Annotated in this window: 20 protein-coding genes; 14 read left to right on the top strand and 6 right to left on the bottom strand. The window is 44.0% G+C overall.

Features of this window, described 5'->3' with window-relative positions:
- Window positions 1-30: 30 nt before the first annotated feature.
- Window positions 31-840: a bifunctional hydroxymethylpyrimidine kinase/phosphomethylpyrimidine kinase gene (locus ASE42_RS02090; RefSeq protein WP_034621888.1), complete on the bottom strand. Its 810-nt coding sequence runs from the start codon at window positions 838-840 to the stop codon at window positions 31-33.
- 125 nt (window positions 841-965) lie between these two features.
- Window positions 966-1280: a general stress protein gene (locus ASE42_RS02095; protein ID WP_056765464.1), complete on the bottom strand. Its 315-nt coding sequence runs from the start codon at window positions 1278-1280 to the stop codon at window positions 966-968.
- Between the two features lie 128 nt (window positions 1281-1408).
- Between ASE42_RS02095 and ASE42_RS02100 the strand changes: the two genes are divergently transcribed.
- Together ASE42_RS02100 and ASE42_RS02105 are read left to right on the top strand one after the other, a co-directional pair.
- Window positions 1409-2236 carry a glycosyltransferase family 2 protein gene (locus ASE42_RS02100; protein WP_024426409.1) on the top strand — a complete coding sequence of 276 codons (828 nt, stop codon included), beginning with the start codon at window positions 1409-1411 and terminating at the stop codon, window positions 2234-2236.
- Entirely contained in the window at window positions 2233-2913 is a 681-nt protein-coding gene (locus ASE42_RS02105) for a uracil-DNA glycosylase (RefSeq protein WP_056765465.1), read from the top strand. Before ASE42_RS02100 ends, ASE42_RS02105 begins: the two co-directional genes overlap by 4 nt.
- Window positions 2914-2946: 33 nt before the next feature.
- Here the strand turns inward: ASE42_RS02105 and ASE42_RS02110 are convergent, their stop codons facing one another.
- Window positions 2947-4305 carry an aldehyde dehydrogenase gene (locus ASE42_RS02110; RefSeq protein WP_056765466.1) on the bottom strand — a complete coding sequence of 453 codons (1359 nt, stop codon included), beginning with the start codon at window positions 4303-4305 and terminating at the stop codon, window positions 2947-2949.
- A 170-nt stretch (window positions 4306-4475) separates the two neighbouring features.
- On the opposite strand from ASE42_RS02110, the gene ASE42_RS02115 reads away from it, so the two are divergent.
- The 3 genes from ASE42_RS02115 (at window position 4476) to ASE42_RS02125 (ending at window position 6590) form a co-directional block, all read left to right on the top strand.
- Complete coding sequence (locus ASE42_RS02115; RefSeq protein WP_024423816.1) at window positions 4476-4808, top strand: YwdI family protein; 333 nt, start codon at window positions 4476-4478, stop codon at window positions 4806-4808.
- 32 nt (window positions 4809-4840) lie between these two features.
- Entirely contained in the window at window positions 4841-6148 is a 1308-nt protein-coding gene (locus ASE42_RS02120) for a purine/pyrimidine permease (RefSeq protein ID WP_024426406.1), read from the top strand.
- A 70-nt stretch (window positions 6149-6218) separates the two neighbouring features.
- Window positions 6219-6590, top strand: coding sequence for a DUF423 domain-containing protein (locus ASE42_RS02125; protein WP_056765468.1), 372 nt, complete (start codon window positions 6219-6221; stop codon window positions 6588-6590).
- Between the two features lie 41 nt (window positions 6591-6631).
- Here ASE42_RS02125 and ASE42_RS02130 read toward each other — a convergent pair whose 3' ends face one another.
- The 3 genes from ASE42_RS02130 to ASE42_RS02140 form a co-directional block, all read right to left on the bottom strand.
- Window positions 6632-7249 carry a cupin domain-containing protein gene (locus tag ASE42_RS02130; RefSeq protein ID WP_024423814.1) on the bottom strand — a complete coding sequence of 206 codons (618 nt, stop codon included), beginning with the start codon at window positions 7247-7249 and terminating at the stop codon, window positions 6632-6634.
- Between the two features lie 130 nt (window positions 7250-7379).
- Window positions 7380-7910, bottom strand: a complete 531-nt coding sequence (gerQ, locus tag ASE42_RS02135; RefSeq protein WP_024426405.1) for a spore coat protein GerQ — start codon at window positions 7908-7910, stop codon at window positions 7380-7382.
- Window positions 7911-8103: 193 nt separating this feature from the next.
- The gene (locus tag ASE42_RS02140; protein ID WP_024423813.1) at window positions 8104-8778 is read right to left on the bottom strand and encodes a YIP1 family protein; all 675 of its coding nucleotides are present in this window, start codon (window positions 8776-8778) and stop codon (window positions 8104-8106) included.
- Window positions 8779-8953: 175 nt separating this feature from the next.
- Here ASE42_RS02140 and ASE42_RS02145 point away from each other — a divergent pair, with 175 nt between their 5' ends.
- The 9 genes from ASE42_RS02145 to rfbB are packed head-to-tail and all read left to right on the top strand — an operon-like array spanning window position 8954 to window position 17801.
- The gene (locus ASE42_RS02145) at window positions 8954-9724 is read left to right on the top strand and encodes a glycosyltransferase family 2 protein (RefSeq protein ID WP_056766814.1); all 771 of its coding nucleotides are present in this window, start codon (window positions 8954-8956) and stop codon (window positions 9722-9724) included.
- A gap of 6 nt (window positions 9725-9730) precedes the next feature.
- A complete protein-coding gene (locus ASE42_RS02150; RefSeq protein ID WP_034621877.1) occupies window positions 9731-11143 on the top strand; it encodes a CDP-glycerol glycerophosphotransferase family protein in 1413 nt (470 codons plus the stop codon).
- Between the two features lie 21 nt (window positions 11144-11164).
- Window positions 11165-12343 (top strand): DegT/DnrJ/EryC1/StrS family aminotransferase, encoded by a 1179-nt coding sequence (locus tag ASE42_RS02155; protein WP_056765471.1) that lies wholly within the window; start codon window positions 11165-11167, stop codon window positions 12341-12343.
- Complete coding sequence (locus ASE42_RS02160; protein WP_056765472.1) at window positions 12340-13215, top strand: GNAT family N-acetyltransferase; 876 nt, start codon at window positions 12340-12342, stop codon at window positions 13213-13215. The genes ASE42_RS02155 and ASE42_RS02160 overlap by 4 nt, the downstream gene beginning before the upstream one ends.
- A 1-nt stretch (window position 13216) precedes the next feature.
- Window positions 13217-14341: an N-acetylneuraminate synthase family protein gene (locus ASE42_RS02165; protein WP_056765474.1), complete on the top strand. Its 1125-nt coding sequence runs from the start codon at window positions 13217-13219 to the stop codon at window positions 14339-14341.
- Window positions 14331-15071: a glycosyltransferase family protein gene (locus tag ASE42_RS02170; protein ID WP_056765476.1), complete on the top strand. Its 741-nt coding sequence runs from the start codon at window positions 14331-14333 to the stop codon at window positions 15069-15071. The genes ASE42_RS02165 and ASE42_RS02170 overlap by 11 nt, the downstream gene beginning before the upstream one ends.
- Window positions 15068-16096 carry a PseG/SpsG family protein gene (locus ASE42_RS02175; RefSeq protein ID WP_056765478.1) on the top strand — a complete coding sequence of 343 codons (1029 nt, stop codon included), beginning with the start codon at window positions 15068-15070 and terminating at the stop codon, window positions 16094-16096. Before ASE42_RS02170 ends, ASE42_RS02175 begins: the two co-directional genes overlap by 4 nt.
- Before the next feature lie 2 nt (window positions 16097-16098).
- Complete coding sequence (locus ASE42_RS02180; protein ID WP_056765480.1) at window positions 16099-16839, top strand: sugar phosphate nucleotidyltransferase; 741 nt, start codon at window positions 16099-16101, stop codon at window positions 16837-16839.
- Window positions 16836-17801, top strand: coding sequence for a dTDP-glucose 4,6-dehydratase (gene rfbB, locus ASE42_RS02185; RefSeq protein WP_041108257.1), 966 nt, complete (start codon window positions 16836-16838; stop codon window positions 17799-17801). Before ASE42_RS02180 ends, rfbB begins: the two co-directional genes overlap by 4 nt.
- The last annotated feature ends 1 nt before the right edge of the window (window position 17802 follow it).

Here is a 17802-nt window from a genome sequence, read left to right on the forward strand (position 1 = left end):
TCCTAACAAGGCGAATCGGTTTTTTCTGTTTTATTTGTCAAAACGATGAGCAGAATGCTTTGTTGGTCCGATGTATTCGTTTAGCTGGAAAGAGCCTTTAATGGCAGCCGTGATGAATTCTTTTGCTGCATAAATGGCTTCTTTCACGTCTGATCCATTCGCTAGTTCAGCTGTGACTGCTGCTGAGAATGTGCAGCCTGCGCCGTGTGTGTATTCTGTGTCGATTTTATCTGTTTCAAGGCGCTCGAAGGTTTGTCCATCATAAAGTAAATCGATGGCTTTGTCTTCGCTGAGCTTACCGCCTCCAGTGATAACCACATACTTTGCACCAAGTTCGTGAATGCGTTTTGCTGCTTCTTCCATTTGTTCGATCGTTTTAATCTCGCCGATTCCGCTTAATTGACCTGCTTCGAAAAGGTTAGGTGTGATAACGGTTGCCAGTGGCGCGAGCTTTTCACGCAGTGCTTCCGCGTGCTCTGGGTAAAGGACTTCGTTTGCACCCTTACAAACCATGACAGGATCAATGACGACATTTTTAAGGTCGTATGTTTTGATGGTGTCAGCTGCAAGCTCGATCACGTCGACGGTAGGAAGCATACCCGTTTTCAGTGCATCTACACCAATGCCTTCTACAATGGTAGAGAGCTGCGCGCGAATTGTCGCCGTATCAATTGGAAACACCTGATGATCCCAATGATTATGTGGGTCCATTGCAACGACAACGGTTAAAGCTGTCATCCCGTAGACGTTTTTTTCTTGAAACGTTTTTAAATCTGCTTGGATACCTGCACCGCCGCTTGAATCCGAACCTGCGATGGTGAGTGCTTTATTCATAGACATAGTTGCTGAACCTCCAATGTGATGTGTAACAGTTATTGTTCTATCCCTTATTATAATCAGCTTTTCCGTTTATCACAATGAAACGGCATAAAAAAGCGTTCCTCTCTTCGGAACGCCTCTCTTTCTTACCTTTTACAAATCATCAATTTCCCTTTTTTCAGCTCGTCTAAAAGGGTTAAGGCTAACTCTTGATCGGCCCCAGTTGACATCATTTTGGCCATCAGTTCATCATCCCGGGTGCGAATGACATTGGCGACTTGATCCAAAATTCCTTGATCGACCGCTGTCATGCTTTTGGCGTCTGTATGCTCTGTTACGGTATCAGAGCGTTCTGGGTCGTAGGCAAAAACAAAAACAGCGTCCTTTGATGATCCCGATGAATGAATGTGGTCAATGGTCTGTTTTGCTTCTTTACTATTCTCCACCGTGATATATTCCATCATCATCACTCCTTTTCATCAAAAATTCCCATTTTCCCATCAAATCAAACCGCCTTTTATATCATGAGAAGAAAGTCAATTTATGTTTTAATGGAAAAAGACGAATCTATTAAAGGAGTAAGCTGCATATGAAGATTTCCTTATTAATTGTGACACATAACCGGCTCAGCGCACTGTGTGAGCTGCTTGAATCCATTACAAGACAAACCGTACAGCCTTTTGAAATTGTTGTCGTCAATGATGCAGGAGAGCGAGTCGACATCATTCGGGAGCTTTACCCTGAGCTTCCGATCCGCTTGATTCATTTAGATGAGAATGTCCAGCATGTCAATGCCAGAAATGTGGGGGTGCGGGAGCTGACAGGCGACGTCATCATGCTGAGTGACGACGATGATTACTTCACACCTTGTCATATCGAACGCATGAGCAAGGCGCTGGAGGATGCCGATTTTGTCTTTTCTGATGCAGAAATTGTATCATTTGAAGAAAAAGGCGCGACCCGTTTTCCGCTGTCGAGACGTTTGTTTGCTTATACAGCAGATATTGAGGATATGCGTGTCTTTTCTACATATGTTCCTTCGGGCAGTATGTACAAACGCTGTATACACGATGAGATTGGCTATTTTGATCCAGCGATGCATCATTATTGGGACTGGGACTTCTTTTTGCGTGTATCACAGCATGCCCGAGTGAAACGAGTGCCAGCTGCGAGCGTGATCTATGCGTTTTTTGACGGCGGTGGAAATCAGTCTAGTGATCTTGGTGAAACAAGGAAAAACTACTTAGATGATTTAAGTGAAAAGCATGAACTGGGCGATCTGCCGACAGCGAACTTTGCTATATTATTAGAAGAACCGGCGATGAAAAAAAGAGAATCAGAGAGTGAGATTGTGTGGGATGGAAAACCGATGATCTCCAGACTAGCGCAGCAAGTAGAAGGAGGAAAACCACAATGAAGCCATTTTTAAATGATAGCTGGTGGGCTGTGATGAAAAGTGAATTTGAACAGCCGTATTATCAGGAATTACGTGAATGGATGAAGGAAGAATATCGCACGCAGACCGTTTTTCCAAAACCAGATGACGTGTATCGTGCTCTTCATTTGACGTCATATGAAAAGGTCAAAGTGGTGATTTTAGGACAAGACCCTTATCATGGCCCAGGGCAGGCACATGGATTAAGCTTTTCTGTTCAGCCGGGCGTCAAACATCCGCCATCTTTGAGAAATATTTTTCAGGAGCTAAAGGATGATCTTGGCTGTCCTGTTCCAAACCACGGCTCACTTGTCAGCTGGGCAGAGCAGGGTGTGCTGCTGTTAAACACTGTGCTGACTGTGAGAAAAGGCGAGGCGAATTCTCATAAAGGCAAGGGCTGGGAACGTGTGACAGACCGCGTGATTGATGTGCTGAATCAGCGTGAACAGCCCGTCGTTTTTGTGTTATGGGGAAGACATGCTCAAAACAAGAAAAAACGCATTGATCAAAACAAGCATTTCATCATTGAGTCACCTCATCCAAGTCCTTTTTCTGCAAGAAACGGCTTTTTTGGCAGCCGGCCGTTTTCAAAGGTAAACGCGTATTTAAAGCAAATGGGGATTGAAGAAATCAATTGGTGTATCAAGGATATTGAATGAAAATAGGACGAGGGGAGAGACCCTTCGTCCTGTTTATTTTAAAAATTTACGAACCAAGTCGAGTCCGTTTTTCGCATTTGGATAACGGAAGGAAAAATCGAAGCGATTGGTCTGCCGCAGGACGCTTTTTTCATGTGTAAAAGTAAAGAAGCTGTCCTTCCCGTGATATCGCCCCATGCCGCTTTCGCCGACGCCTCCGAATGGCAGGTAAGGTGTAGCGACATGCATAAGCGTGTCATTGATACATCCTCCGCCAAATGAGAGGTTGTCTAGAATATAGGTTTCTGTTTCTTTATTTGTTGTAAATAAGTAAAGCGCAAGCGGCTTTGGCCTTGCTTTGATCATATGAACTGCCTCATGCAGAGAATCAAAGGTCATGACAGGCAGAATCGGTCCGAAAATTTCCTCCTGCATGACGGGATCTTCCCATGTGATGTGGTCTAAAATGGTCGGAGCGATTTTGAGCTCCTGTTCATTGCGCTGTCCACCTGTGACGATCGTTCCATTTGAGAGAAATTGTGTAAGCCTGTCAAAATGACGCTGGCTGACATTTTTTCCAAAGTGCGGATGCGTTTCGGGATGTTCACCATAAAAGTCACGGATACAGGCTGTCATTTCTCGCAAAAGTTCCTCTTTGATGGATTCATGAACGAGCAAATAGTCTGGTGCAATGCAGGTTTGCCCTGCATTGGTGAATTTTCCAAAGGTGATCCGCTTCGCTGCTAACTTGATGTCGGCATCAGGCATGACGATGCTGGGACTTTTTCCGCCAAGCTCAAGTGTGACAGGGGTCAAATGTTTTGCGGCGGCTTCCATGACGACTTTGCCAACTGCCACACTTCCAGTAAAGAAGATATAATCAAAGGGCAGTTTCAGCAGCTCTGTACTGACTTCAACACCGCCCTCTACGACAGCCGCATGGTCTTCTTGAAAGACATGTTTGATGATAGTGCTGATCACTTGTGAGACTGCCGGCGTCAGCTCAGACGGCTTTAAAATCACAGCATTTCCCGCAGAAATCGCGCCGACTAATGGAGAAAGGGCCAATTGGAAAGGATAGTTCCAAGGAGCAATGATGAGCACACTTCCATAGGGTTCCTTGATAATCATGCTTTTTGATCCGATATGAGTCAGCGGTGTTTTCACGCGAGTTGGCTTCGCCCATTTGTGAAGGTGCTTGAGGGTATGATTGATTTCTTCATACACTATCCCGATCTCTGTTGTATAGGCTTCCTGTTCGGATTTATGTAAATCATGGGCTAAGGCCTGTAAAATATCCTTTTCATGCTGTTTGATTGCTGCTTTTAAGTCTTGAAGAATGCGGATGCGTTCTTGAACCGCCGGCTTCTGAAAGACTTTTTGTTTCTGAAATAGAGCAGTGAGCTTGTCCATTATTCAATCCTTTCATAGACGATGTTGTTTCTTTTATTATGTGTGAATGAAGATGACGGGTCAAATAAGAGAGTCGTGAGCGCACTGCTTTGAAAAAATGAACCCATTTGGTTTGTTCATTTGGTAAAATAATGTTGAAAAGAGATTTTTTTAGATTGGAGGGTCTACCCTTGAATATTCATATATCAAGCCTGCTTCAAAAAATGGAGGAAGCGGTTCAAAAAGCAAAACAAAGTGGAAATGATGAAGAGGTGAAACGTCAAGTGGCGGCCATTTCTTCACTATGTGATGTCATTCTCGACGCACCATCACAGGTGCAAATGCCGCAGTCGCCGGTCATTTCACCACCTTCATCGATACATACACCATCAGCACCATCTGTGTCTGCAGATCAAGCCATGCTGGAGAAACTCATGGGCACAAGTGGCGCGAAGAAATTTCAGCAAAATGATGAGGGTCAAAAAGAGAAGGACGGGAATGGCGACTCTATTTTTGATTTTTAATGTCTTGTCACGACAAAGGGAAGGTGATCGGTTTGAAACTATTTTTGGGCGCCATTCAGTGGATGGCATTTTTTATCGCAGCTTCTATTGCCGTACCAATTGCGATTGCACAAGCATTTGAATTGAACCAAGTGCAATCGGCGGAGCTGATTCAAAGTACGTTCTTTTCACTTGGTCTTGTGGCAATGGTGCAGTGTTTATGCGGCCATATGCTGCCGATTAATGAAAGTCCAGCAGGGCTTTGGTGGGGTGTGTATACCCTTTATGCCGGCATGACAGGTACAATCTTTGCGACGTATCCTGAAACCCTGCAAGCATTACAAGGGGCTTTAATTTTTAGTGCTGTTTTCTTTTTTATTTTTAGTCTATTTAAAATCATCAATTGGCTCGCGTCTTTATTTACGCCAGTCGTCACAGGCATTTACCTGCTGCTGCTTGTTGTGCAGCTAAGTCAGCCAATTATGAAAGGGCTGATGGGCATCGGCTATCGGGGAAATCAAGTAGATGGGCTTGTCTTTTGCTTATCGATCTTGATTATTATCCTTACCTTCATGATCAGCCGCTCAAAATGGCATTATTTAAGACAGTTTTCTGTGTTATTCGCACTTGCAGGCGGATGGCTGTTATTCGCTCTACTCGGATTGGCGAAGCCGGTCCGAATTCCAGAACAAATCATCGAGTTTCCGAAGCTGTTTCCATTCGGTATGCCGGTCTTTGACAGTGGATTGCTTGTCACGTCCTTTTTTATAACGATTTTACTCATTGTGAACATGCTGGCAAGTATTCGAATTGTGGAAAGCTCAGTGAAGGCATTTGGTGAACTGCGTGAGCGGAAGAGAGCACGCCCTGCTGGTTTTGTCGCAGCATTTGGTCATTTATTAAGCGGGCTCATCGGGGCGATTGCGCCTGTACCTATTTCGGGGGCAGCCGGATTTATCCAGACAACCAAAATTCCTTCGAGAAAGCCTTTTTTCATAGGAAGTCTGCTTGTTGTTCTCATTAGTTTGTTTCCCCTGCTCATGAGCTTTTTCTCTGCATTGCCATCCCCTGTGGGGCTTGCTGTAAACTTTGTGGTCTTCTCTTCTATGATCGGGATTGCGATGTCGGAGTTTGATCAGTATGAGAAAGAAGAAATTCCGCGGATTCGCTTTGTTCTTGGGATTGCTGTTTTAGCGGGCGTAGGGGCGATGTTTGTGCCTCAGGGGGCCTTGAAAGGGATGCATCCTGTGCTCATTTCATTATTAAGCAACGGTCTTGTTCTAGGTACACTCATTGCGATCGTGGTCGACCAAGTCTTGTTACGAAAGAAAAAGAAATCCGACAATCTCGTGTCAACGTAAAGGGAAAGTTGAATGTCGCCCTTCACCCGCGCTATGATAAATATAATTGACGAGATAAGGAGAATGACGAATGAAACTATTTTTCATTTTAGGTGCCATTAACGCCATGCTTGCTGTTGGACTTGGAGCCTTCGGTGCGCACGGTCTAGAAGGGAAAATATCTGAAAAATATATAGAAATATGGAATAAAGGTGTTCAATATCAGATGTTCCATGCGATAGGACTATTTATTGTCGCCTTTCTTGCAGATAAGCTATCAGGTGTTTCCCTAGTTCCAACCGCTGGCTGGGTGATGCTTGCAGGCATCCTTTTCTTCTCAGGAAGCCTTTATGTGCTGGCATTAACGCAGGTGAAGATTCTAGGTGCCATTACTCCTATTGGCGGAGTAGCATTTATCGCCTCTTGGATCATGCTTGTCATTGCAGCAGCAAAAAATTTATAAGCCAATAAACCGATGCTCTCATAGGGGCATCGGTTTTTTTCTTAACTCCAGTAAGGGGTATAGTTGGGCGGTGCTTGATAATAAGGGACGTAGTGAGATGGAGGGACAGGATGCGTTTGAGACTCTTCCTCCCGGTGGCAAAATGGTCCGATAAACACACTTGGTTTCACAGGCTTTATCGCCTGCTTCCACTGTGTTTCGTTCATGCAATAAGTATGGGCCATGATGTGAGAAGGGGTGAGGGTGAGAAGGTCTGAGCCTAGGATCACTTCAGGTGTAGATGCGTTAAAAATGGCTAACAAATGAGTTCTGTCTTGGAGAGCGACTTCATAGTGCCACCAGCCTTGAGGCACGTTTGCCACCTGTCCAGGTGTGATGGTGTAGGTGTGCAGTTTTTTTGTAAATGGATTCAGCATCGATACGGCAGCAGAACCGGCTATACAATAAACAAGCTCTGCCGCATTTTGATGATAATGAGGCTCTACGACTTTGCTTTTACTCAAATATATATCCAGCAGGGACACTTGATCCAACGAGTTTAATTGTTTTTTTCCTAATACATTAATCAGGTTATGCTGATCGAATTTCACAAGGGGGCTTTGATTCAGATCGTATGAAAATTTGACATTTGGTGATGTATAATCCAGCTCAACAGTCATTGATGTCACCTCTAGGCTTTTGATAAAAACTACTAGGCATCTTATGAGCAGCGCTCTAGAGGTGTGACAAAAACCTAGACAAAAGAAAAAAGCAAGGGCACCTGAGTCCTTGCTTTTGCCATGCTTGACGTTATCTCGGAGAATATGTTGACATCGAATAAGGATAATCATATTGAATTTCTCCATCAAACGTAATGTAATCAAGATAGATTGTTAATAGTAAGTATCGTGTTCCTGTCTTATTATCACTAATGATAATGTGGTCACGCCCTGCAGCTTCTATGACGCCTCTAAAAATCTTCGAATTCCATTCCTTACTCGCCTCAAACGTCATATAAATCGTGGCTACCTTGCCGCGGTTCAATCGTAAAATATTTTCAATATAGGACTGCTCAATAGGTAGCTGTCCTGTGACATTCTGCTGATAAACCGGTCCAGAAGGAATTTGATAGGGCTGACCGCCGCCCTGCGTTCCTTGGCCTCCTTGTGAAGTACCGGTTGACGGCATTGGTGAAAACCCCTGCTGCATTTGACCCTGCGTTTGGGGAGGGACTGAATAACCCATCTGCTGCGCAGGATACGGATTTGCTCCATATTGTTGCTGGCGGAAATCTTGACCTTCGAAACCCGAACCTTGCCCAAATTGATTTTTCAATTTCATAACGTTCCTCCTCTTTCCTCATGGTGTTCTAAACAGAAGGCGCTAAAGCACCTGTTGTTTCCATAGCATTCTTTCTCTCTTTCACACTATGAGACAGGAGGGGAGAATATGTACATTGAACGAAAAAAAGGAACTGCTATGCAATTCCTCAGCGTGAAGACAATCCCTCGTATTCTATCGGTACTCGTCCTTTTTACATGATCCAGTTTATAGCGTGCTGAATATCAAATAAAAGTGTCATGATGAGAAAAAACGCGGCGAGCGGTGTGATCACAATGATGAAGGCTTGCCATAATCTGAGCTTCATCACAGCGACAATGCCTAAAACAGCCATTCCCAATATCCACGTCTTTGCATATGCTTCCGTAAGAGGTAAAAGATCGAGATAATACCATACTTCATAATGCTGATCTAAATATGGTGAGATTTTAACAAACGTATACGGACCTAGCATCCCAACAGTGAAAATCCAAGTAAGTGAAAATAAAGCAGAAGGGAAAAAGACCGTCAGTGTGCACGCTTTGAGTATATCTCGATACGCCGTTTGACAGCCGAAAAAGAGACGTCCCAACCACTTGATGATGAGGACACCGAAAAATAGAATCATATTGCCTGCCAAAATACCATATCCCGCTCCTTGTAACAGAATAAAAGGGAATGGAATATGATTGCCCATATACTCGCTAAAATACCCTTCGTAGATCCAGCCTGTACCGGCGATACTTGCAAGGAGCATCATCAGCCAAATGGGAATATTGGAATGTTGATATGAGCGAATAATCGTTTTTGTCGCGACGAAAATTTTAAAAAATCGAAAAAATCCTTTTACTTCCTCTTCTTGGGAGTGATCATTCTTCATAGCTTCCAATGTTCTTTACCCCTTTAATACACACAAATGATTACTTATATTACCAAAAAGTTCGCGTTTTTCAAAGATAGATCAATAAAAAAATACAATTTTATAAAAAATAGGTCACTCTACAGTCTCTTTTAGAGGAGACACATATGATAAACATAGTTTGAAAGAGACCGAGGTGAAAACTTTGACAAAAGTAACTGTCATTATGACGAGCTATAACAAGGCGGCTTACGTCGGCAGATCGATTGAAGCGGTCTTGAAGCAGACGCTGTCAGACTTTGAACTTTTTATCATGGATGATGGATCAAACGAAAAAACCCTTGCCGTGATTGAGCCCTTTCGCAAAGATCCCCGCGTTCATTTTATCCAAAGCGGTGTTAAAACGCTGGAAGAGAGAACAGCGAAAACTCGCTACGCCGTGCTGATTAATCAAGCATTAGAACTGGCAAAAGGGGAGTATATTTCCTATGCCACAGATGACAATGTCTACGCCCCGGACCGTTTAGAGAAGCTCACTCATTATCTAGATGCCCATCCAGGTAAAGATATTGTCTATTCTAGTTCTAAAGTGATCTATTTAAATAGCAAAAAAGAGCCAGTGAAGGAAACGGTTCGGCCGGCGCAAACAGTGCAATGGAATGCCCCCTGCGCCATAGATCATTGCTCGGTCGTGCATCGTACATCCATTTTATCAAAAATTCATGAGGAATTTGGGTCTTACTGGGACGAGAGTCCGCATTTTTACCGAATAGGGGATGCCCGTTTCTTTTTCCGCTTAAATCATTTTTATCCATTCTATCCCTTTGATGAAATATTAGATACAAATTACATTACAGAACAGTCCATTCATTATCAGCTGGCAGAAGAAGAGAAAAGTGCCTTTATTCAAGCACTTCCCGAGCAGTCCACCTGCTGGGAGCTTCGCAGTATATTAAAACAAAGACATAGGAGGTGACCCGAAGTGTCGCACTATATTCATCATTATTGGCAGGTGTACTTTGAGTATGTGAATCTGATGAAGGATTTGTCCTACAAGCAAATTCCTCTTGGGTTGATCAGTAATTTTTATCAATATATCAGTCCTGAAGTGAGGGAACGCATGGAAGATGAAGCATTCGGTCAAGAACTGACAACCGCTTGTCCATTACCGGAAGAGATTCAGCCATTTTTTGATCAGCATAAACAGCAGATCAAGCGTATTGCTTATCGTCCGGCGAATGGAAAGGTATTGCTTCACTTTGAACACCTGCGTTTTACGGAACAAAATTACACGCGGTTCCATCCAAACCAAACGGTGGTGCTCGCTCGCTGGAAGAAGGCGGATTATTACGGATTACCCGTGATCAGTAAGCCGGAATTAGCCGGAGAGGTTAATAAAGAAGCCCACGCTGAATATATTGAAAAAGCAAATGCTCTCCTTAAACCTTACGCTCACCACCCTGTCTTTGGCAATGTCTTTTTTAGAGAAAAACTGCGGAAGGACATTGTGCAATTTATTGATGTCATTGACCAGATAGAAATGCTATTTCAAATGCAGCCGATTGCAGCTGTTATTGTTGGAACGACAGAGGATGTCTACAGCCGCGTACTCGCTTTGCAAACAGTGAAACGCCAGCTTACGAGTATCTGTCTTCAGCACGGCGCGCTTATGGGAGACGAAGCCTTTTTACCGATTTTTACGACTTGCCATGGGGTGTTTGGAAAATATGAAAAGGATTGGTATGTAGACAAAGGCTGTCAGCCGGAACAGGTGGAAATCACAGGTCATCCGAGGTTTGATTTGGTGAAAGAGCGAACGCCGCTTCAACAGGACCTCATTTTTCGTAAATTGAATTTCAGTCCGGCTAAAAAGACCGTGCTTGTGGCAACGCAGCCGTTTTCTGAAGCCTTTTATGGCGATGTTCTTAAAACGATCGCCAAACGGAAAGACATTCAGCTGATCATGAAGCCGCATCCTTGGGAAATTGCTCGAAATCGATTAAATGACTATGTGTCTATTGAACGAGCGGGAAATCATGTGAAATTGATTAAAAAAGAAATTGACCTGTATGACCTGCTGCCATATGTGGATATCGTGATTACACTCACATCCACAGTGGGTCTTGAAGCGATGCTTTTTGAAAAGAGTGTGCTGATCGGGAAAATGACAGAAGGCAGAAGATACCCATATTACGAGTCGCTTGGCAGTTATCATATGGAAAACCCTGTTGAACTAGCTGAGAAAGCCATTCGTATTTTGTCGGATGAACAAGAGATGAAACTGGCAAAGCAGCAAGGAGCTCAGTTCATTAAACAACATTATCCGCATGCGCGATCTATCGATGTTCTGCTTTCTCTGCTCAAAACAAAAACTGGTGTGGATTTTCAGAGATGAAGATAGGGGTGTGCAAGCGATATGGGAAAAAAGAGAGCACAATTTCTTCCTTATGCTCTGCCTTTCATTGAGCAGGAGGAAATTGATGAAGTCATTGGAACATTAAAGTCCGGCTGGCTGTCAACTGGACCAAAAGTAAGACAGTTTGAAGAAGAATTTCAGCAGCTGACAGGTGCAAAACATGCGATCGCTGTCAATTCATGTACGGCTGCTTTATTTTTAGGCTTAAAGGCAAGAGGGATTGGGGCTGGGGATGAGGTGATTACAACCCCTCTGACATTCTGCGCAACAGCTAATACGATTATCCATACGGGGGCAGCGCCTGTATTTGTCGATATTGATCCAGCGACACTCAACCTGGATGCAGAGAAACTAGAAGAGGCCATTACACCACATACAAAAGCGATTGTTCCTGTTCACTTTGCCGGTCAATCGTGCGATATGGACCGAATTTTAGCGATTGCCAAAAAGTATGATCTATTTGTACTTGAAGATGCTGCCCACGCTCTTTACACAACGTACCACAGTCAGCCCGTTGGATCCATTGGTGATGCGACCGCTTTTAGCTTTTATGCAACGAAAAACCTAGCGACTGGTGAAGGCGGCATGCTGACAACAAATGATGATGCGCTTGCTGCTCGGATTAGAAGACTAGCGCTGCATGGGATGAGCAAGGGAGCGTGGAATCGTTATGGAGAAAAAGGAACGTGGTATTACGAGGTCGAGGAACCAGGCTATAAAATGAACATGTTTGACGTGCAGGCATCGTTAGGGCTTGTTCAGTTAAACCGTCTGGATGACATGCAGGCACGGAGAGAACAGATTGCAAAAGCATACAATCAGGCTTTTCAAAAAGAAGCGGGTCTGATCCTGCCGCCTGTGCATCAAGATGGAAGACATGCATGGCATTTGTATGTACTACAAGTGAATCCAAAAGGAGCATTCATCACGCGGGATGAACTGATTGATCAGCTGCAAAAGGAATATAAAATCGGCACGAGTGTTCACTTTATCCCTGTTCACTTGCATCCATACTATCAACAAACGTATCACTATTCACCGGAGGATTTCCCTGAGTCACTCACATACTACAAGCAGACGCTCTCACTGCCGCTCTATCCGAGTATGACAGATGAAGATGTGCAGGATGTTATCACAGCGGTGTTGTCTATTTTAAAAGAACAGAGGGCATCATCATGAAGGTCGTTCATGCTGTAGATGATCAGGTGCTCGCTGCTTGGCTGGAGAAATACGGTCAACAAGCGGAACAAATGAACGGCTTCAAGCAGTTTGCTCTTGTCAATGGCGCCCAGCTCAAAGCAGTCCTGTTATATGAATGGTCAAAATGGGAAAGCGTCATTTTTGATCAGCATATTTTTCATGTGAAGTTTGTGGAAGCGGAGTCAGCGTCTGCTTTTCAAGAATTGATGGAGCGTTTCATCAATTGGATGAGAACAGAAAAATGCGATTTTTTCTTTTTACGTCTTGAAGCGTCTGATCTTGAAAAAAACCGCATCGTCCAAAGGCTGTCACATGTGTACTATGTGGGCGGTCTCACTCGTCTTGAGGCGCCGCCTGTTCAAATGGAGCTTCCATCAACAGGTGAAGATGTGGTTATTAGTCTGCCGGATGAAAAGGATTACGATGAGGCGGTGTCACTTGCTCATCAGGCGTTTGTGAAAAGCCGGTACGCACTTGATCCTTTTTTAGATCAGAATGTTGTCCAGCATTTCTTTCAGGAATGGATGAGAAACAATTTACTCGGACGTGCAGATATCAATCTCGCGGCAAAGGTAAACGATGAAGTCATTGGTTTGATTCAAGGGGTAACAAAGGGCGATGAACTAGTGCTTGATTTATTGTCCATTAGACCGGATGCACAAGGAAAAGGGATCGGAAAAAAGCTCGTGATGGCGATAATAAAAGCCTCTTATGAGAGAGGGCATCGGTTTATGTCTGCCGGAACTCAGATGCATAACACAACCGCGATTCAGCTGTACGAAAAGCTAGGCTTTAGAACAAAAAATGCCTTCTTGTATTACCATGTGTGGCCGAAAAAAGGAGAGAGGTAAGATGGCGCATTTCTATATCGGAGATCGCAAAGTAGGGGATGGTGCGCCTGTCTTTATCATTGCAGAGGCAGGCATTAACCATGATGGAAAGCTGGATCAGGCGCTTGCTTTAATTGATGTGGCAAAGGAAGCAGGTGCCGATGCGGTGAAGTTTCAAATGTTTCAAGCTGATCGGATGTATCAAAAGGAACCGGGTTTGTACGAAACAGCCAAGGGGGAAGAGGTGTCTATTTTTTCTTTAGTGGAACAAATGGAGCTGCCGCCAGAATGGCTCCCGGTGTTATTGTCACGTTGCGCGGAAAAAGGGCTGATATTTTTAAGCACAGTATGTGACGAAGAATCTGCGGATCTATTGAATCAAACCGATCCGCCGGCTTTCAAACTGGCATCCTATGAAATCAATCATTTGCCTCTTATGCGTCACACGGCATCTTTTCAAAAGCCCATCATATTCTCAACTGCCGGGGCAACCATTTCGGATGTCCATGAAGCATACGAGGCGATTACAAGCGAGCAAAATCAGCAGGTCGCTATCATGCATTGCGTAGCAAAGTATCCAGCACCTAGAGCTTACACGAATCTGCGCGTGGTTCAAACCTTAGCTGCGGCATTTCCCGAGGCAGTCATTGGCTTTTCTGATCATAGTGAGCATCCAACTGAAGCGCCTGTAGCTGCTGTGAAGCTTGGGGCAGCAATCATTGAAAAGCATTTTACAGTCGATAAAACGTTACCTGGGGCTGATCATTCCTTTGCGCTTGATCCTGATGAATTGAAGGAAATGGTTCAGCATATTCGAGCGGCAGAAAAGCAGCGGAATTTAAAAGAAGCTGACATTCATTCAGTGCCAGAAGAGCTCCTTGGCAGTTCTTATAAAACGACAACAGCCATTGAAGGCAAGATTCGTGAATTTGCGTATCGAGGCATTTTTACGACAAAAGGCATTGCGAAGGGCGAGACATTGACCGCAGAAAATCTAGCCGTGTTACGTCCAGGACAAAAAAGCCAAGGTCTGCATCCAAGGTATATGGCGGTTTTACTTGGCGCAAAGGCTGTCAGAGATATCCCAGCCCATACAGGAGTTACATGGAAAGATGTACTCATGCAGGAGACGTCAAATGATCAATGATGTGCTCTTTGTCATACAGGCGAGAATGGGCTCAACAAGGCTGCCAAAAAAGGTGATGAAACCGATCGGCGGTATGGCGCTGATCGACCTGATTGTTGAACGGGTAAAGCAATCAGCTCATTACAATCACAAAACGCAGAACCTCATGATCGCCACAACAGTTGAGGCAGAAGATGATCTGCTGGCTCATTATTGTTTATCAAAGGGCTATAAAGTATTTCGTGGCAGTGAGAAGGATGTACTGCAGCGATTTGCGCAGATTGTCCGTCATTTTGAACCGCAAACCATTGTGCGTTTAACGGGAGATAACCCATTTATAGATCCAGTCCTTTTGTCGAAAATGCTTGAAAAACATAGGCAAGCGAAGGCTGATTACACGTATACGGCTGGGACGCCACTCGGTATTTCCGGGGAAATGATCAACGCACCGATTTTAAGTGAAATCGACAATTTTCCCCTTACGCAGCCAGAGCGTGAGCATGTCACGCTCTATATCAGAAAGCATCCTGAGCAATTTCACCTGCAATTATTCACACCGCCCAAAGAACTTGCATATCCTGCTTATCGATTCACGATTGATACAGAAGAAGATTATGTGTTTGCGACCCGTTTACTAGAGAAAGCTGGCGGCTCCATTGCTGTGCCTACGGCTGAGCTCATCACCATTTGCGAACAAGATCCTGATATTGTTCGGCTGAATCAATTTGTGAAACAGAAGGATGCTGAATGAACAAGAAAATCATGATTGTTGTGTATGGTGGTTTTTTAAGAGGGATGGGTCATGTCGTCAGAATGAAACGGCTGGCAAATCAATTGCTTCAAGAAGGAAACGACATATCTTTCTATACAAATGAACAGATCTGTGTAGAAATGCTCTCAGGTCCAGATTGGCACGTTCATTTGGTGCAGGAGTCGAAGGCATTCCTTCAGATGGAGCAGGACATAAAAGAGCTGAATCCAGATCTTCTGCTGATTGATGTACTTGATTGTGACCTCCAATTTCTTCAATTAGTCAAAGCATCCTCCAGCTCTGCCAGGCTGGTCTTATTCGAAGAAATAAGAGCAGAAGCCTGTCAGCTTGCCGATGCTGTCGTGAACGGCATTTATGGCGGTCTGGACGAAAAGCACATGCAAGTAGATGGGACAGAATATTTTTATGGAACACCTTATTTATTGTTAGATCAAGAGATAAGCCGATTAAAAGACACATATGAGGTTCGAAAAGAATGCAAAAAGGTGGTCATCAGCCTTGGGGGCAGTGACCCGCGCGGATTGTTATCAAAGGCTGTATCAGCACTCCTCGAAGCGGACCACTTACACATCTTAGCGGTTACAGGAAAAGCCTCCCGCATTGAGGAACAAATAGAGGCTGAGCATATTCAATTCATTCGTCATACAGATCAATTACCTGCGCGTCTCTCGGAAGCTGATCTGGCCATAGTTGCTGGCGGGATGACATTATACGAGGCAGTTTGTATCGGAGTGCCCAGTATTGTCCTTTCACAAGTCGACCATCAAGCAGTGACAGCCGCTCGTTTTGCACAAAAGGGAGCGTGCCACCATCTTGGATTAGGTGAATTTGTGGATGAAAAAGATATACGATGTGCTGTGGAAAGACTGTCCAGCAGCTACTTTCTCCGCAGGAGCATCCATCTCAATGGACGGACACTCATTGATGGAAAAGGAACTGAACGAGTGAAAAACATTCTTATACACCTCATGAATCATCACCAAAAAGACTATAAGGATGTGTAGATGTGAAGGGAGTTATTTTAGCAGGAGGAAAGGGATCACGACTGGCGCCTTTAACGAAGATTTTCAATAAACATTTATTGCCGGTTGGTCCATATCCAATGATTTATTGGTCATTGTTCAAATTGAAGGAAGCAGGGATTTTAGATGTGATGGTCATATCACAAGAAGAACAAATCCCGCTGTTTCAAAAGCTGTTTGAAAGCGATCAGGAACTTGGGATGAACATCGTATATCAGGTACAGCCTGAAGCGTCTGGGATATCAGACGGTTTATCCTATGCAAAGCCCTTTGTAGAAGAGGAGAAGTTTGTGCTGATGCTTGGTGATAATGTATTTGAGGATTCGCTAAGCCCTTTTGTTGAAGCCTTTCAGCGGCAAGATAGAGGAGCCAAGGTTTTGTTGAAAGAAGTGACAGATCCAAACCGGTTTGGCATTGCAGAAATTGATGCGGCCCACCAACGGATTTTATCAATAGAGGAAAAACCGGAGCATCCGCGCTCATCTTACTGCGTCACGGGCATCTATTTTTATGATCAAGAAGTCTTTCAATATATTGAGAGAATCTCGCCGTCAGATCGAGGCGAATTAGAGATTACAGACGTGAACAATCTCTATATCTCAAATAGCCAGCTGACCTATGATATGTTAAAAGGGTGGTGGATTGATGCAGGAACACATGAATCTCTCCACGAAGCATCTGTGAAAATGTTTGAAACGATGAAGAAAAAAGAGGGATCCGAATGACAAAGTCTTATTTAATTACAGGCGGAGCGGGTTTTATCGGACTGAATTTTGTGAAGCTGCTGCTTCAGGATACAAATGTCAGGCTCACCGTTTTTGATAAATTAACATATGCCAGTCATCCAGACGAGATGGAAGAATTATTAAAGTTGTCTCATTTTCGGTTTATTCAAGGGGATATTACCCTTCAGCATGAGCTGGATCAAGCATTTGACGAAGTCTATGATGCGATCATTCATTTTGCGGCAGAATCGCATGTTGATCGCAGCATTGAATCGGCAGAGCCTTTTATTCAAACAAATGTCCTCGGAACGTATCGTATGCTTGAAGCGGTCTTAAAAGGAAAGGCGAAAAAGCTCATTCATATTTCAACAGATGAAGTATATGGAGATTTGGAGCCAGATGATCCTGCTTTCACAGAACAAACACCACTTTCACCGAATAATCCTTATTCAGCAAGCAAGGCGAGTTCAGACCTGCTTGTGAAATCCTATATCCACACTCACCAATTACCTGCGATGATTACACGATGCAGCAACAATTACGGACCGTATCAGCATGAGGAAAAATTAATACCGACCATTATTAGAAAAGCAGTCAATGGAGAGAAAATCCCGATTTATGGAGACGGCCGGCAAATTCGCGATTGGCTGTATGTAGAGGACCATGCGAGAGCTGTGAAGAAGGTGCTCGAAAACGGCACAGCCGGGCAGGTATACAATATTGGCGGCGGCAATGAGAAAACAAATCTTGATTTAACCAAAACGATTCTATCGCAGCTCGGAATCAGTCATGATCAAATTGCGTTTATTCAAGATCGAAAAGGACATGACAGACGGTATGCCATTGATGCCAGTAAGCTAAAAGGCGAGCTCGGCTGGACGCAGGAGACGTCATTTGAAGAAGGTATCGAAAAAACGATCAATTGGTATCGAACCAAATACGATCAGAGCGAAGAAGGGTGAC

Source organism: Bacillus sp. Root920, from assembly GCF_001429445.1.
Taxonomy (GTDB): Bacteria; Bacillota; Bacilli; order Bacillales; family Bacillaceae; genus Bacillus; species Bacillus safensis.

What these genes read in the sequence shown, in the direction of transcription:
- ASE42_RS02130 (WP_024423814.1), bottom strand. Translation starts at nt 7,249, where the DNA reads ATGACTGTTGAGCTGGATTATACATCACCAAATGTCAAATTTTCATAC.
- ASE42_RS02160 (WP_056765472.1), top strand. Translation starts at nt 12,340, where the DNA reads ATGAAGGTCGTTCATGCTGTAGATGATCAGGTGCTCGCTGCTTGGCTG.
- ASE42_RS02105 (WP_056765465.1), top strand. Translation starts at nt 2,233, where the DNA reads ATGAAGCCATTTTTAAATGATAGCTGGTGGGCTGTGATGAAAAGTGAA.
- gerQ (WP_024426405.1), bottom strand. Translation starts at nt 7,910, where the DNA reads ATGAAATTGAAAAATCAATTTGGGCAAGGTTCGGGTTTCGAAGGTCAA.
- ASE42_RS02175 (WP_056765478.1), top strand. Translation starts at nt 15,068, where the DNA reads ATGAACAAGAAAATCATGATTGTTGTGTATGGTGGTTTTTTAAGAGGG.
- ASE42_RS02110 (WP_056765466.1), bottom strand. Translation starts at nt 4,305, where the DNA reads ATGGACAAGCTCACTGCTCTATTTCAGAAACAAAAAGTCTTTCAGAAG.
- ASE42_RS02125 (WP_056765468.1), top strand. Translation starts at nt 6,219, where the DNA reads ATGAAACTATTTTTCATTTTAGGTGCCATTAACGCCATGCTTGCTGTT.
- ASE42_RS02100 (WP_024426409.1), top strand. Translation starts at nt 1,409, where the DNA reads ATGAAGATTTCCTTATTAATTGTGACACATAACCGGCTCAGCGCACTG.
- ASE42_RS02095 (WP_056765464.1), bottom strand. Translation starts at nt 1,280, where the DNA reads ATGGAATATATCACGGTGGAGAATAGTAAAGAAGCAAAACAGACCATT.
- ASE42_RS02155 (WP_056765471.1), top strand. Translation starts at nt 11,165, where the DNA reads ATGGGAAAAAAGAGAGCACAATTTCTTCCTTATGCTCTGCCTTTCATT.
- ASE42_RS02170 (WP_056765476.1), top strand. Translation starts at nt 14,331, where the DNA reads ATGATCAATGATGTGCTCTTTGTCATACAGGCGAGAATGGGCTCAACA.
- ASE42_RS02165 (WP_056765474.1), top strand. Translation starts at nt 13,217, where the DNA reads ATGGCGCATTTCTATATCGGAGATCGCAAAGTAGGGGATGGTGCGCCT.
- ASE42_RS02090 (WP_034621888.1), bottom strand. Translation starts at nt 840, where the DNA reads ATGTCTATGAATAAAGCACTCACCATCGCAGGTTCGGATTCAAGCGGC.
- rfbB (WP_041108257.1), top strand. Translation starts at nt 16,836, where the DNA reads ATGACAAAGTCTTATTTAATTACAGGCGGAGCGGGTTTTATCGGACTG.